Origin of the sequence: Pseudomonas mucidolens (genome assembly GCF_900106045.1) — a bacterium.
Classification (GTDB): domain Bacteria; phylum Pseudomonadota; class Gammaproteobacteria; order Pseudomonadales; family Pseudomonadaceae; genus Aquipseudomonas; species Aquipseudomonas mucidolens.
Genome location: NZ_LT629802.1, coordinates 1,565,521 through 1,579,935, shown reverse-complemented (window position 1 = coordinate 1,579,935; position 14,415 = coordinate 1,565,521). Strand labels below are relative to the sequence as shown.

Here is a 14,415-nt window from a genome sequence, read left to right as displayed (position 1 = left end):
TGGGTGCGATGTTCAGTCAAGTGCCGCAGCCACTGATCTATGCCGAAGCCTTACTTGCGCAGTTCGCCAGCCTGTCGCGAGCGACGGATGGAACTGCGCTGCTGGGTGACTTCGTGCGCGGACTGGTCGAGCTCAGCGGTTGTGAGTTGGCGCAACTGTACCTGCTGGACGCTACCCATACCTGCCTCGGGATGAATGCGGAGTGCCTCAATGGCAATCTGCAACCTCGGGAAACGGCTAGTTTTCCTGCCGATTACAACGGAGAGCAACTGCTGCAATTTGCGCTGTGCCAGAACCGCGTAGTGTGCATTGGTGAGTTGAGCGGCAGTCTGCACGAAACCAGTTTTCTGCCGAGCCAGGCGAGGCCATGGCAATCACTGCTGTGCGTGCCGCTGGTCAATCAGCACAAATCTGTGGAAGGGTTATTGCTGTGTGCCAGTCATCAGCACATCGAACTGCAAGGCTTCGCCGATTCGTTTGGCCGACTTGGCTCGTTCGCGTTGGGCCATATGCATTTGCTGCAGCGTTTACGACGGCCAAGCGGTGGCGCATCGCCGGCACCGGTCTCCACTCCGAGCGCCAGCGGCTATGGCCTGACGGGTAAAAGCGCGGCCATGCGCCAGGTTTATTCGCTGATCAGCAAAGTCTTACACAGCTCCTACACCGTGCTGCTGGGTGGCGAAACGGGTACTGGCAAGGAAGTGGTAGCCCGGGCGATTCACGAATGCGGACCGCGTCGTTCCCAGGCGTTTATCGTGCAGAACTGCGCGGCGGTCCCGGAAAACCTGCTGGAAAGCGAGCTGTTCGGTTACCTCAAAGGCGCCTTCACGGGCGCCGACCGTGACCGAGCCGGGCTGTTCGACGCAGCCAACGGCGGGACCTTGTTGCTTGATGAGATCGGTGACATGCCGCTGTCGTTGCAAGCCAAGCTGTTGCGGGTTCTGCAAGAGGGTGAGGTCCGTCCGCTGGGCTCCAGCGACACCCACAAGATTGACGTGCGCATCATTGCCGCGACACATCAGGACTTATCGGTGCTGGTCAGCCAAGGGAAGTTTCGCGAGGACTTGTACTACCGCCTCGCGCAGTTCCCTATTGAGCTACCGGCTCTGCGTCAACGCGAAGACGACATCCTCGACTTAGCACGACACTTCGCCGATAAGGCCTGCACGTTCTTGCAGCGTGATGAAGTGACTTGGTCCAACGGAGTATTGGACCTTTTGGCCAGCTACGCGTTTCCCGGCAACGTGCGTGAACTCAAGGGTTTGGTCGAGCGTGCGGTGCTGCTCTGCGAAGGCAATGAGTTGCTGGTGGAGCACTTCCCTCTGCGTATGGAAGCCATACCGGAAGACAGCAGCGGCCTGAACTTGCGCGAACGGTTGGAGCAGATTGAGCGAAGCCTGCTGATCGATTGCCTGCGCAAAAACGACGGTAATCAGACCCGTTCCGCTCGCGAGCTCGGCCTACCACGGCGCACATTCCTCTACCGCCTCGAACGCCTGAACATCAACGTGGAAAATGTCGATGGATAGGCCAAATACGCTCGACTTTAATCCCCCATTTTTTAACAGCCTTAACCGTAAGGGCCGGCGCTTTGTGCTGCCCCTGGAGACCCTCTGATGTCTATTCGTCACTGGCAAGCCGTCTTTCTGACAGTTGTCGTTCTATGTGGCCTCGCCGGCTGCAGCGGCAATTACAAATACAACGACAACACCTATCGCCCATTGGGTGATCCGCAGTCGGTCAATCGCGGTAAGTGACCGCAAGGAGCATCACCATGGAACTGGTTTTCGAAATGCTGAACACCAAGCAGTTCGTACCTACGCAGCTGTGCCAGAAGACCTTTAAGCAGGCCGGCGGCGTGATTGGTCGTGGCGAGGACTGTGACTGGATCATTCCGGACCGCAAGCGCCACTTGTCCAACCATCACGCGTTGATCAGCTATCGCGAAGGCACGTTTTTCCTGACCGATACCAGTAGCAACGGGATCCAGAACAGTGCCAGCGGCGCACGCTTGCACAAGGGCGATACGGTACGTATCGAGCACGGCAGCGTATACGTGCTGGGTGACTTCGAGATCCGTGCACGGTTAGTTCACGCCCCGACGACTCCCGATGTGGAGGTCGGTCGTCCGCAAGCGGCCGGTAGCGTCATTCCTGATGATGCATTCCTCGACCTCGACCCGCTGAATGCACTCGACCAGCAGGAACGTGTGTATTCGGAAATCGACGAACTGATCTCCCCGCGAACGGCGCCGGAAGACACCCGTCAGCGCGCCGACTATGCGCGCATTGACATGGAACGCCTGATGGTGCCGGAGCTGATCGATGCCCCGGCCGCACTTTCGCCCGTCCCGGCGCCGAAAGCGGTCGAGCGTCAGAGCGACGGTTTCTGGGAAAAGTTTGCTGGCGCCCTAGGTGTAGACCTCAAAGGCCTCGACCACGATGCACGCGAAGCTCTGGCGCTGAACGCTGCGCGCCTGCTCAAGCAAAGTGTTGGCGGTTTACAGCAGAGCCTGCGCACCCGCAGCGAGCTGAAAAACGAACTGCGCCTGGCCCAGACCATCGTTCAGGGCACCAACAAAAACCCGTTGAAGTTCGTCGTTGATGCCGGTGAGGCGCTGGGCATTCTGTTGCAGCCCAGCAAGCCAGGGCAGTTACCGCCTGAACAGGCGATCTCCCGTGCGTTTCGCGATTTGCAGGCGCATCAGGTGGCTTTGCTCACGGCCAGCCGCGCCGCTGTTCGCAGCACCTTGGAACACTTCTCGCCTCAACAGCTCACCTTGCGTTTCGAGCGTGACAACAAACCGGTGCTCGCCACCTCCGGCAGCCGCTGGCGGGCTTATGGTCGTTATCACCAGACCCTGCGTCAGGATGATGACTGGAGCGAGCGCTTGCTGGCCCGCGACTTCGCCCAGGCCTACGAAGAGCAGATCCGACTGATTTCCACCCTTCACACCGACCACCAAGGATGATCCGCATGTATCGCCGCTCGACTGTCTTTTTTAAGGCGCTGACTGCGCTGACCACCTTGGTACTGTTGGCCGGTTGCTCAACGCTATCGCCCTACTCCCACGTCACCAAACTCAACCTGAAGCTGACGGCCAGCGATCAGTTGAACCCGGACCTCAACGGTCGCCCGTCGCCGATTGTCGTACGCCTGTTCGAACTCAAGCAGCCGGTGGCGTTCGAGAACGCGGATTTCTTCAGCCTGTACGAGCGCGCCAAGGAATCCCTGGCTCCGGATATGGTTGCGACTGAGGAGCTTGAGTTGCGTCCCGGAGAAACCGTCGAACTCAAGCTCAGTGTCGAGCAGGATAGCCGCTATGTCGGTGTACTCGCCGCCTACCGTGACCTGCCGGATACCAAATGGCGCTACACCCTGCAAGTCACCCCGTTGGAAGTCACCGACGCCGACCTGACCCTCGACCAGAGCGGCATTCACAACACCTATGAATCGCAAGTCAAGGCGGCTGACTGACCATGAGTTCCCATAAAGTCATTTGGCAGGAAGGCATGCTGCTGCGTCCGCAGCACTTCCAGCACAACGATCGCTACTACGACCACCAGATGAAGACCCGCACCCAGTTGCTGGGCAGCTACATCTGGGGCTTTCTCAATCTGGACATCGACTTACAGTTCCTTAACATGGGCAAACTGGTGATCAGCCAGGCATCGGGGATTCTGCCGGACGGTAGCCTGTTCGAACTGGGTGGCAATACTGAGCCGTTGGCCCTCGATGTGCCGCCGAACACCGGCAACACGCCAATCTATCTGGCGCTGCCGTTGGTCACCGGAAACCACATCGAAGCCCGTCGGCCGGAGCAGTCCGACGTTCTAGCGCGTTATACCGCGTACGAAGCAGAAGTAGCCGACTCCAACGCTGGCGACGACTCCGCCAGCCAGGTCAGCTGCGCCCGCCCGGACTTCAAGCTATTGCTCGGCGAGCAGCAGAGCGATCAGGCGTACGTGAAACTGAAGATCTGCGAAGTACTCGACACCACGCCGGACGGCGTAATCAGCCTCGATTCGGAATTCGTACCCACCTACATCCAGGCGCACGCCTCCAGTTACCTGCTGTCGTGCCTCAAGGAAGTGATTAGCATGCTCGGCAATCGGGGCGACGCCATCGCTGAGCGGATCCGTTCCAATGGCAAGGTGGGTGGCGCGGAAGTCGGTGACTTTATGATGCTACAACTGATCAATCGCACCGAATTATTGCTGCGGCACTATCTTAGTCTGGAACAGGTTCACCCCGAAGAGTTGTACCGCACGCTGCTGACCATGCTCGGCGATCTGGCAACCTTCTCCAGCGACAGTAAGCGCCCGCGTTTGGACAGCCGTTATCAGCACAGCGATCAGGGAGCAAGCTTCCGTAAATTGATGGACGCGATCCGTCAGGTGTTATCGATGGTGCTGGAACAGCACGCCATTGAGCTGGAGCTGCAAACGCGTCAATACGGGATCATCGTCTCACCGTTGCACGACCACAACCTGCTGGGTTCTGCCTCGTTCGTGCTGGCGGCGAGTGCCAACTGCGACTCTGAGGAACTGCGCCATCGCTTGCCGGCACACCTCAAGGTCGGCCCGGTGGAGCGTATCCGCCAACTGGTCAACCTGCATCTACCAGGCATCAAGGTCAAACCCTTGCCCGTGGCCCCGAGGCAGATTGCGTTCCACTCCAACAAAACCTATTTCATTCTCGAACTCAGCTCCGAAGACCTGGCGCAATTCGAACGCTCCGGCGGTTTCGCGTTCCACGTGTCTGGCGAATTCGCTGAGCTTGAACTGAAATTCTGGGCCATCAGGAACTGACCGGCATGATCAAGGATACGGAATACAGCCAGGACGATAAGACCGTCCTGCTCGACCATCATGGACACGGCCCGGCGTCGAGCCCGTTGACGGACTTCGCGGCACCGCCACGTTTCGAGCAATTGGAACAACGCATGATCTACGCCGCGCGCTTGCGCCCAGCCGAGGCGTTCAACATCAGCCTCAACTCGCTGGTGGCCGCGGCCTCCGACCTGCTGTCGGAAGTGGTGCGCCTAAAGCACAGCGACATTCTCGAAGACATGCTTGTGCTCAACGAGCGACTGACCACCGGGCTGAAATTGTTTGAAGTCAGCGCGCTGCACAATGGCGCAGAAAGCAGCCAGGTGATGGCCGCCCGTTACGTGCTCTGCACCGTGGCTGACGAAGCCGTCGTCACCACGTCGTGGGGTAACGAAAGTGAGTGGTCGCAAATGAGCCTGCTCAGCAGCTTCCATAACGAAACCTTCGGCGGCGAGAAATTCTTCCAGTTGCTCGATCGCCTGTCGAAAAACCCGGTCAAGCACCTGCCGATGCTGGAACTGATGTACCTGTGCCTGTCCTTGGGCTTCGAAGGAAAGTACCGAGTGCAGGCCCGCGGCACGCTCGAGCTCGAAGGTATCCGCGATGCCTTGTATCGCCAAATCCGTCAATTGCGCGGTGACGTGCCACGTGAGTTATCACCCCACTGGGAAGGCCTGAACGATCAGCGCCGCAACCTGGTGCGCATCGTACCGGCGTGGATGGTGGTGCTCTTCACCTTCGTTTGTCTGGTGGTGATGTATTCGGGCTTCGCCTGGGTACTGGGCGAGCAACGCGATACCGTTCTGCAGCCTTATCAGTCGTTTGATCCGGCGGCGGCCCAGCCGCAGTCGCAGCCGTAAACAGGAACGTGTAATGAAAAAGTTTTTCAAGAAAGTCGGCACATTCTTGCGCAAAACCTGGGTCTGGACGCTGCTATTGGTGCTGTTTGTCGCGCTGCTGGTGTGGTTCGTCGGGCCCCTGCTAGCCGTTGACGACTACAAGTTCTGGGAAGGCTCGACCTCCCGTTTGCTGACCATTAGCGCGCTGTTCCTGATTTGGGGCTTGACCATGGTCTTTGTCAGTTGGCGCGCGGGGGTGCGCAAAAAAGCGGTGGAAGAGAGCGAGGACGGCCAGGATCGAATACGCCGGGATGAACAGATCGACGAAGAGCAGAAGGAACTGAAGGCACGCTTCAAAGACGCGCTGAAAACCCTGAAGACGTCGAGCCTGTATCGCGGTCGTAGCGAACGCTGGCGCAGTGATTTGCCGTGGTACCTGCTGATTGGTCCGCAGGGCAGCGGCAAAACCAGCTTACTGGACTTCTCAGGGCTTGAGTTTCCGATCAACAAGATTGATCGCAAGCTGACCCGCGACACCCTTGGTACCCGTCATTGTGACTGGTACTTCGCCGACCACGGCGTGCTGATCGACACCGCTGGCCGTTACTTGACCCAGCCGGATGCCGACGTCGATGGCAGTGCCTGGAGCACGTTGCTCGGCCTGCTGCGCAAGCGTCGCCGCAATCGTCCGCTGAACGGTGTACTGGTGACCATCCCGGTGGAAACCCTGTTGGGTGACAGTGAACAGGCGCTTGAAGCCCTGGCCCGCCAGGTGCGTACGCGCTTGCAAGACGTGCATCAAAAGTTGCACGTCGATGTGCCGGTTTACCTTGTATTGAGCAAGGCTGATCGCCTGCTCGGTTTTGATGAGTTCTTCGACCAATTGACTCGCGAAGAAAGCGATCAGGTGCTCGGTACCACTTTCCGCAAGGATCAGAGCGGCACTGATGTGACCGTGCTACGCACTGAGTTCGAAGCATTGCTGCATCGCCTCAACAGCCAGGTGATCATGCGCATGCACCAAGAGCGTGATACCCAACGCCGTGGCCGCATCCTCGACTTCCCGCATCAACTGGGGCAAATCGGCGAGCGTCTGTGCCTGTTCGTCGATATGGCATTCACCGGCAACCGCTACCAGCGTGTCAGCCAACTGCGCGGTTTTTACCTGACCAGCGCACCGCATCTGACTACGGAGATGGACGCAACCACCGCCAGCATCGGCGCCAACCTGGGCATGAAGGCCGGCGTGTTGCCCACGCTACGTAGCGGGCGTTCGCGTTTCATCCACCATTTGCTCAGCCGGGTAATTTTCCCCGAAGCCGATCTTGCAGGCGCGGACAAACGTGAACGCAATCGCATCCACTGGGGCCAGCGGGCGCTGTACGTGGGCGCATTGGCCGCACTGGCACTTTTTGGCATGCTCTGGGCGGGCGGTTTCTCCGCGAATTACGAGCGCCTGGAAAACCTGCGCAACCTGGCACAAACCTGGACCCAGCAGCGCTCGGCCCTCACCACCAGTGATGATTCCATGGCAGTACTCAAACCCCTAGACACTAGCTTTTCGGCGACTCAGGTGTTCCCGAAAAAAGGTGATGTAGGTTACCACGAGCGCGGCGGCCTGTATCAGGGTGAAGACGTTGATCCAGTGGTAAAGAACACCTATGAACGCGAGCTTGAAGGGCTGCTATTGCCACGGATCGCGACACTGCTCGAAGGGCAGATTCGCGCCAACATGAAAGACCGCGAGCGCCTGCTCAACAGCCTGCGTGCGTACCTGATGCTGAATATGAAGGATCGCCGCGACGGGCCATGGCTCAAGGACTGGGTTGCCACCGAATGGTCCCAGCGTTACACCGGCAACACCACTGTGCAAAACGGCTTGAACAGCCACTTCGAGCGCTTGCTAAAACAGCCGTTTATCTATCCGCTTAATGATCAGTTGGTGGCTCAGGCGCGTCAGGTTTTACGCAGTGAGTCCCTGGCTAACGTGGTATATCGGATGCTGCGCGAGCAGGCTCGTAACCTGCCGGAATACCGTTTTAGCCAACATCTTGGTCCACAGGGGTCGCTGTTTGTTGGCACCGATTACGTGATCCCGGGGTTCTACACCCAACAGGGCTATCAACAGTATTTTTCGGTTAAGGGCTCGATGCTGGTCACCGATATCCTGAGTGACAACTGGGTACTGGGTGAAAGCTCAGGTATCAGTGGTATGGACTTACGTCGCCTGATGGTCGAACTCGAGCAGCTGTATTTTCGCGACTACGCCAACTACTGGGGTGAAGCGGTGGGCCGGATCGCGCTGCCGGCCATCAACGACTTTAGTGACGGCGCCGAGCAATTGGCGGGCCTGACATCTGCTAATTCGCCGATCCTGCAACTACTAGTGGAAGTGCGTGAAAACACGCGGTTCCCAATGGTCGCTGACACGGCAGATGACGCCGCCGATACGGCAGCGAAACTGGCAGACAAGGGCGGTAAGCTCGGAAAACTGGCGGTCGCTGCAGCGGGTAAGGCGTCTGACGCCTTGGTGAAAAAGCTGCCGGATACCGCGAAGAAGTCCCTACAAAGTCGCTTTGAGTCGCTGCACCGCTTGCTGGATGACAACAACGGCCCAACCGCTGACCTGACCCCAGCCCTGACCGCCCTCAACGACCTGCAAATGCAGATGGCCAGCCTGGCCCGTGCCAGTTCGCCAGAGCAAGCCGCGTTCGAAATGGCCAAGACCCGCATGGGTGGCCAGCGTGATGCTCTGAGCAACCTGCGCAATGCGTCGGACCGTCTACCGCGTCCGGTGAGTGTGTGGTTCAACGTATTGGCTGAAGATACCTGGCGTCTGGTACTCAGCGATTCTTATCGATATCTGAATCAGCGCTATCAGAGTGAGCTGTACAGCTTCTACGGCAAAGCGATCAACAAGCGTTACCCGTTCAGCGCCCACAGCACCAGCGACGTTGCGATCAGCGACTTCCGCGAGTTCTTCAAGGCCCAGGGCATCAACGATCGCTTCTTCGAGACGTACATGCGTCCGTTTGTCAGCGGTGATCCGGGTAACTACCGCATGCGCAGCGTCGATGGTCACAGTCTGCCGATTTCCAAGGTCTACCTGGATCAGATGGCCGCCGCGTTCGTGATCCGCCAGAGCTTCTTTGCCGACAACCCGGCCGAGCCTCAGGTGCAGTTCAAACTGGAACCTTACACCCTCGACCCGGTTGTCAGCCGTTCCGCGTTCAAGTTTGGCGACAAGACCATCGAATACCGTCATGGCCCCATAGTGCCGATGTCATTCAAATGGCCAACCGACGCTGAAGACGGGCGTACCAGCCTGGTGCTCGACAAAATGGTCGGCCGCCCGCTGGGTATCGAGAAGAACACTGGCCCGTGGTCGCTATTCCGTCTGTTTGATTTGATGCAAACCGAATACCTGACCGGCCGTGACGTGCTGGTGCTCAAGGCTGACGTAGGGGGTCTACGCGCCAACTACTTACTAACCAGCCAGCGCACGCCAAACCCGTTCGACATGGGCGTATTGCGTACCTTCCGCATGCCAGTACAGCTCTGATGCTGTTGACCAGCCCCTGGCGCAGTGCCGCCCGCACCGATGCCGGCAAGGTTCGGGCGCGCAACGAAGATGCTTTCCTGGACGCTCCACAGCAGGGTTTATGGGTGGTTGCGGACGGAATGGGCGGTCATCAGGGGGGCGATATCGCCAGCCAGTTGATCGTCGCCAGCCTGGCGGACTTGCCGGTACAGGGTGATTTCAACGAACGACTCACAGGCATTCGCCAGTGCCTGCACTGGCTCAACCGCCGCTTGGGTCAGGAGTTGACGGTCACTGCTGGACGTCACGACAGCATCATGGGCAGTACCGTGGTGGTCCTGCTGATAGAAGGCAGTCGCGCGGCCTGCATCTGGGCCGGCGATAGTCGCTGCTACATGTGGCGTGGCCAGCGTTTGTATCAACTGTCCAAGGACCATTCTCTGCAACAACAACTAATTGACGAACAACAAATGAGCGTCGAACAGGCCAAGCATCATCCCGCAGCGCATGCCCTGACCCGCGCGGTCGGGGCGGCCGAGCAATTGGCCCTGGATGTATTGGAGCTTGAGGTGTATCCCGGCGATGCGTTTTTGCTCTGCAGTGATGGTCTGTACCAGGGACTTGGCAGCGATGCCCTCGGCAATGCCTTGAGCCTGGCCGTGCCGCAGGTTGCACTGGAGCGTTTGTTTGACGGCGCACTGTGTGGCTCGGCTCGGGACAACCTGACAGCTGTAGTGATCCGCCAATGACTGAACACATGCAATCGATCGGCGACCTGCTGGAGAGTAAAGAGCAGGACAGCAACCTGACCTATTTTGCGTTCGCAAAGTCGTACAAGGTTAAAGCCGCTCTGGCACCAACTAAGGCCAGCATCGGTGAAATACCCGATGTGCTGGCAGGCCGTTATCGCATCGAGCGCCTGCTCGGTGCCGGTGGCATGGGTGCGGTTTACCGTGCACGGGACTTGCTGAGCGAACAGTTCGGCGATCCCGACCCTTACGTCGCGCTGAAGGTTCTTAGCGAAGAATTTGCCGAGTCGCCGGACGCCAGTGCGTTGCTCTACAACGAGTTCGCCCTGGCCCGGCGCCTGCGCCACGACAACGTGCTGCGTTTGCACACCTTTGAGGTGGACACTGACTGCCGGCGAGCATTCGTCACCATGGAACTCATGCGTGGCCTGACCCTGGATAACTTACTCTGCGAGCGTCCCATGGGCCTGCCGTGGGAGGAGTTACGTGATATCGCGCTACCACTGCTCGACGCACTGTCCTACTCCCATGCTCGCGGCGTGCTGCATGGTGATATGAAGCCGAGCAACGTGATGCTCAGCGAAGAAGGCGTTCGTCTGTTTGACTTCGGTCTCGGCCAAGCGGAGAAAGGCATCCTGCCCGGTCTGCCGCACCTGAGCCGCGAGCGCTTCAACGGCTGGACGCCGGGCTACGCGGCACCAGAACTGCTCGAGGGCAAAGCGCTATCGGCCAGTGCCGATGTGTACGGTGTGGCTTGTGTGATCTACGAGCTAGCGGGAGGCAAGCCCCCGTTCCGTCGCTTGCCCTCGACGCAGGCCCGTAATGAGCATCTGGAGCGCAAACTGCGAGCACCTAAGAACTTACCAAAACACTGCTGGCCAGCCCTGCGAACGGCACTGGCTTTCGACGTAGCGGATCGAGCGATCACTGCCAAACAATTGCGTGACGTTTTCGCCGCCACTTCGTCCTGGCTGCAACGATTGATTCGTCGGCGCACCTGATGTGTGTTTTCGCCGACCGGAAACTGACTGAGAAAATGCTGTTGATTTTATCGCGCTGATAGCTTTATCAGGCGCAGAAAGCAAATACTCACGTCTGATCTTTCTTCCGCCCCCCCCAGTGGCACAACGTTAGAGCTGGGAAGCATCAGTTCCAATTCGGCAACACGATCAAACAACTCAGGAATGGTGGCGTTAGCTTCGGTCAGAAGGCTGGCAAGATGATCGCGCTTCTGCATAACCGCTTCCATTCGTTCTCGGAGGCTGCGGTTCTTTTTATGAGCAGACACTCTTACTTGATGAGCGGACTCCGGTCGATTGTCGATGTTGCCAGCGACGTACTTCTGAATCTCAGCAATGAGCGTCGGGAAGCGAGACTTTTAACGCTGAGGGGTCGCTCCCTGCTTCGTTGGCCACATTGTCCCCAAAAACACAAAGAGTTCCATTACTCAGAGAAAATGACAGGGCTGGAGACCGCATTCTACAAGGGGTGCGCCTTTGGTTTTGGAACTGTTTTCACCCCCCTCCCCCGGCGTTCTGCCGACCGATCACAACCCCATCAAGAAAACCAACTGCTACGCTGTTTACTCCACGGAAGAACATCAATGCCCAACTCAGATTTACTCCCTTCCCTGCTGTCCAAGATCAACGAAAACCAGCCCGCCCTTGAAGCCGCCATCATGGAGCTGACCAAATGGGTCGAGCAGCATGGTGGTGCCGAGATCGGCGCCCAGTCGTGCTGACACCGGAACTTGCCCGGGAATGGCTGGATCCAGCTACGCCCAAAGAGCGTGCGGAGCAGATGGTGTTGCACCAGGGCGAACCGGCCGAGGCTTTCGAGTGATTCAAGGTCGATATGGTTGTGGGAAATGTGCAGAACAAAGGGCCTGAGCTGATCCATCGGATTCAATGATGAGTAGCGCCCTCGTCGCTTAGGACTTTCTGTTGGCACTCCCGAACCGACTCGACCAGAGGCTCAGCCTCTAGCCACAAACGCATCACCTCTTCTGTGGAGATTAGAGAGTTTCGCACTCTTGTTAGTTAGTCAAGGCAGTATAGTCGCTTCGCAAAAAGTACCAGTCGTGCAAATTTTATCGACCGCCCGGAGTAGGGAATCGCGGAACTTTATAGAAGCTCATAAGCGGTACCGTCATCCTTAAATTTAACGCGAAAGACAGGAGCTTCCCACGGCGCAGAACCTCATTAAAGTGCAAAGCGAAACTTCTTCATCCCCTCCAAAAAGAAACAAATTGCTACAAAGACCTATTGAAATATTCTAAACACCAAGAAACCAACATTTACTGACCAAAAATGAGAAACCTTGCCTTTTATAGCTGGATGGAAACCCAGTTCAATAAAACGACACCCAATGGTAACGTATGCTTTCGCATTGCTCAGAATAAGAAAAAACATGAGCAAATTTGTTGATTGAACAAAGGATTAACGAATGACTATTGAGCGAGAGATTTTCTCGGCCCTTATCGCGCAGAACGCATTTCAAGGTGAAAAACCGAGCGTACAAAGCTTCGCCCAGCTAGCCGTAGACAAGGGATTTAGAGCGCTTTCTTCAAGGCAGCAGGCGGTGGTAAGCCCCTTCCTGAAAAAACAATGCGAGGGGATAAAAGAACCAGATAAAAAACATAACAACTGCCAAAATAGTATAGGAGGTCGTGATTTGGTTGCAGCGCTTGAGAAAGCCGAAAGTTATAAGGGATGGCGCTGCGAGAGCTGCCGAAGCGCATCTTAAAAACAATAAATCAACACAATAGAGTAGCAACCTGAAAATCCGCAAAAACAAAAAACACTATTGCTCTCGCTACTCCTGAATTTTACTGCAGCAGGCCACCATGGCCTGCTTGCATGTCTTTCTTTTCTTTAAGTCCTGATCAGCCCACCATCAAATCGCCGCTCACTCGTCACGCACCTGAGCGCTTCGGCAAAATATTGCACGATGCAACCAAATCTTTCTATACGTCTAATTTTTTCAGAGAGAAAATAGTGCCCATATATCAGATAGCACTACTGGTTGTTTTCGGTATGGCCACACTCTGGTTGGGCTACCAACTGGATAAGAGGAACCGTCAAAAAGAGCTGTCCGCAAAAAGACAAAGCGAAACCCGGGCCTCCTAAGGTTGCTGGCAGACATCCCTAATATACATCTGCGTCGCCCTCAAGGCTGCTTGGTCGGCAATGATCCCTGCCCTGATATCGAAAACAGTTCGTCCAGCAGTTGGAGTGAGTTCGACGGTTTCTGCATTGCCCAGGCCGGTGGTGCTGGTGGAGCTGGACAGGCGGTCGGTATCGACACGACAACCTCCCGCGATGCGCAGCCGGCGAACAGAATCGTCCGCGGCATTGCTCTCGGAACCTTTTTTTTCGTTGATAGTCAGTGCTACATGCTTCCACATCAATCATTTAGCGATCACCACCATGATCTTGAAAAACTATGCTTTGTATATTGCGCTAGTCGCCGCCGGCTTCTTCGCTGGGTACGCTGCAAAGCCAACGGATAGACTACAAATAACAGCTGGTCAGCTCATACATTGCGGCGAAGTGACCATTCCTACTATTGAGATGTGACCCCTATATAACTCTGCTCGCATGCCAGCCCAGCTATTCTGGATCGGTCATAAGCCGCCGCCAGCTCTCCCGCTCTTTTGTCAGCCCGCTTGAGCAGTTCGGAGAGCACCATGGCGGCGCGGGTGGCTGACGCGCCTCGCTGGGCAGCTCCGGGATCGCCGCACGCGGTTGCGGCAAACTTGCTGGTTTCGACGTGCAACCTGTCACCAGCAGCGTCAGCAGTACTCGCATCATCAGTTGCAGCTTTGATCTCTGCTCGCGCATCGTTTCCTACCTTATTCACTGCCGACTGACGGCGCTGCTCTTCTTCAAGGGCCAGGCGCCCAGCCTCGGCAGTGTCGAACGCCTGGGCGGCATCACGCTCTGCCAACCGCTTCTCGTAGCGCCAGCCCTGAACCTGCCACGCGGCGCCGAAGGCCATGATCATCGCCACCAGCAGCACGGCCAACTTCTGCACCGGCGTCATCACGGCACATCCTTGAAGAAAACGTGATGCCCGAGACGCAGGGTTTGCGTGGCCTTCGACGCCCAGGTCGGGGGCTCGGCATCGTGGTTGCGTAATAGTGTGTCGCGCCGCCGGTTGGATCTGGTACCTAAAGGGATTGGCGTAGCTGTGCTGGGTTTGCTCGCTTCATCAGAAGCCCTCCTTGCCGCGCTGCGATTCCCACTCGAACGGAATGACGATCACTCCGCCCTCCCGCAAACGATCGATGCAGCGCTCGCCAATATCCAGCGGGCAACGGGCCACACCGCTGACGTAATAAACCCGGTCTGACGCCAGTAGCGAGACCGGGTGCATTTAATTCAAGCCGGGAACCGACGCCAGGTGTTTGCGGGTCACGGCGGGAATTTCACTGATGCACCTGGTTGCACGGG

The 14,415-nt window shown here is 57.3% G+C and carries 14 protein-coding genes and 3 pseudogenes; 12 read left to right on the top strand and 5 right to left on the bottom strand.

Going from position 1 to position 14,415, the window contains the following annotated elements:
- Positions 1-8 precede the first annotated feature (8 nt).
- The 9 genes from BLU75_RS07640 (at position 9) to BLU75_RS07600 (ending at position 10,962) form a co-directional block, all read left to right on the top strand.
- Complete coding sequence (locus BLU75_RS07640; RefSeq protein ID WP_090221406.1) at positions 9-1,529, top strand: sigma-54 interaction domain-containing protein; 1,521 nt, start codon at positions 9-11, stop codon at positions 1,527-1,529.
- A gap of 87 nt (positions 1,530-1,616) precedes the next feature.
- Entirely contained in the window at positions 1,617-1,757 is a 141-nt protein-coding gene (locus tag BLU75_RS07635; RefSeq protein ID WP_084378013.1) for a type VI secretion protein, read from the top strand.
- 17 nt (positions 1,758-1,774) lie between these two features.
- A complete protein-coding gene (tagH, locus tag BLU75_RS07630; RefSeq protein ID WP_084378014.1) occupies positions 1,775-2,971 on the top strand; it encodes a type VI secretion system-associated FHA domain protein TagH in 1,197 nt (398 codons plus the stop codon).
- 5 nt (positions 2,972-2,976) lie between these two features.
- Entirely contained in the window at positions 2,977-3,477 is a 501-nt protein-coding gene (tssJ, locus tag BLU75_RS07625; protein WP_084378015.1) for a type VI secretion system lipoprotein TssJ, read from the top strand.
- Between the two features lie 2 nt (positions 3,478-3,479).
- A complete protein-coding gene (tssK, locus tag BLU75_RS07620; protein ID WP_084378016.1) occupies positions 3,480-4,811 on the top strand; it encodes a type VI secretion system baseplate subunit TssK in 1,332 nt (443 codons plus the stop codon).
- Between the two features lie 5 nt (positions 4,812-4,816).
- Positions 4,817-5,692, top strand: a complete 876-nt coding sequence (gene icmH / locus BLU75_RS07615) for a type IVB secretion system protein IcmH/DotU (protein WP_084378017.1) — start codon at positions 4,817-4,819, stop codon at positions 5,690-5,692.
- A gap of 13 nt (positions 5,693-5,705) precedes the next feature.
- Positions 5,706-9,233 (top strand): type VI secretion system membrane subunit TssM, encoded by a 3,528-nt coding sequence (gene tssM / locus BLU75_RS07610; protein ID WP_167413909.1) that lies wholly within the window; start codon positions 5,706-5,708, stop codon positions 9,231-9,233.
- On the top strand, positions 9,233-9,961 hold the full coding sequence (locus BLU75_RS07605; RefSeq protein ID WP_084378019.1) for a PP2C family protein-serine/threonine phosphatase: 729 nt from the start codon (positions 9,233-9,235) through the stop codon (positions 9,959-9,961). The genes tssM and BLU75_RS07605 overlap by 1 nt, the downstream gene beginning before the upstream one ends.
- A complete protein-coding gene (locus BLU75_RS07600) occupies positions 9,958-10,962 on the top strand; it encodes a serine/threonine-protein kinase (RefSeq protein ID WP_167413910.1) in 1,005 nt (334 codons plus the stop codon). The genes BLU75_RS07605 and BLU75_RS07600 overlap by 4 nt, the downstream gene beginning before the upstream one ends.
- 47 nt (positions 10,963-11,009) lie before the next feature.
- Here BLU75_RS07600 and BLU75_RS27560 read toward each other — a convergent pair whose 3' ends face one another.
- Complete coding sequence (locus tag BLU75_RS27560; protein ID WP_197676951.1) at positions 11,010-11,198, bottom strand: hypothetical protein; 189 nt, start codon at positions 11,196-11,198, stop codon at positions 11,010-11,012.
- Between the two features lie 366 nt (positions 11,199-11,564).
- On the opposite strand from BLU75_RS27560, the gene BLU75_RS27435 reads away from it, so the two are divergent.
- The 3 genes and pseudogenes from BLU75_RS27435 (at position 11,565) to BLU75_RS07585 (ending at position 12,706) form a co-directional block, all read left to right on the top strand.
- Positions 11,565-11,702 carry a hypothetical protein gene (locus BLU75_RS27435; RefSeq protein WP_165447507.1) on the top strand — a complete coding sequence of 46 codons (138 nt, stop codon included), beginning with the start codon at positions 11,565-11,567 and terminating at the stop codon, positions 11,700-11,702.
- Positions 11,681-11,872, top strand: a pseudogene (locus BLU75_RS28280) (SOS response-associated peptidase family protein); the annotation flags it as partial. The gene BLU75_RS27435 and the pseudogene BLU75_RS28280, both read left to right, overlap by 22 nt.
- A gap of 534 nt (positions 11,873-12,406) precedes the next feature.
- On the top strand, positions 12,407-12,706 hold the full coding sequence (locus tag BLU75_RS07585) for a hypothetical protein (RefSeq protein ID WP_084378021.1): 300 nt from the start codon (positions 12,407-12,409) through the stop codon (positions 12,704-12,706).
- 379 nt (positions 12,707-13,085) lie between these two features.
- Here BLU75_RS07585 and BLU75_RS28430 read toward each other — a convergent pair whose 3' ends face one another.
- The 4 genes and pseudogenes from BLU75_RS28430 to BLU75_RS27195 form a co-directional block, all read right to left on the bottom strand.
- Positions 13,086-13,367: a lysis system i-spanin subunit Rz gene (locus BLU75_RS28430; protein ID WP_197676950.1), complete on the bottom strand. Its 282-nt coding sequence runs from the start codon at positions 13,365-13,367 to the stop codon at positions 13,086-13,088.
- Positions 13,368-13,525: 158 nt separating this feature from the next.
- Positions 13,526-14,005, bottom strand: a complete 480-nt coding sequence (locus tag BLU75_RS07570; RefSeq protein WP_084378023.1) for a DUF2514 domain-containing protein — start codon at positions 14,003-14,005, stop codon at positions 13,526-13,528.
- A pseudogene (locus BLU75_RS27730) lies at positions 14,005-14,132 on the bottom strand (cell wall hydrolase); the annotation flags it as partial. The gene BLU75_RS07570 and the pseudogene BLU75_RS27730, both read right to left, overlap by 1 nt.
- A gap of 41 nt (positions 14,133-14,173) precedes the next feature.
- Positions 14,174-14,275: pseudogene (locus BLU75_RS27195) on the bottom strand (ATP-binding protein); the annotation flags it as partial.
- Positions 14,276-14,415: the final 140 nt, after the last annotated feature.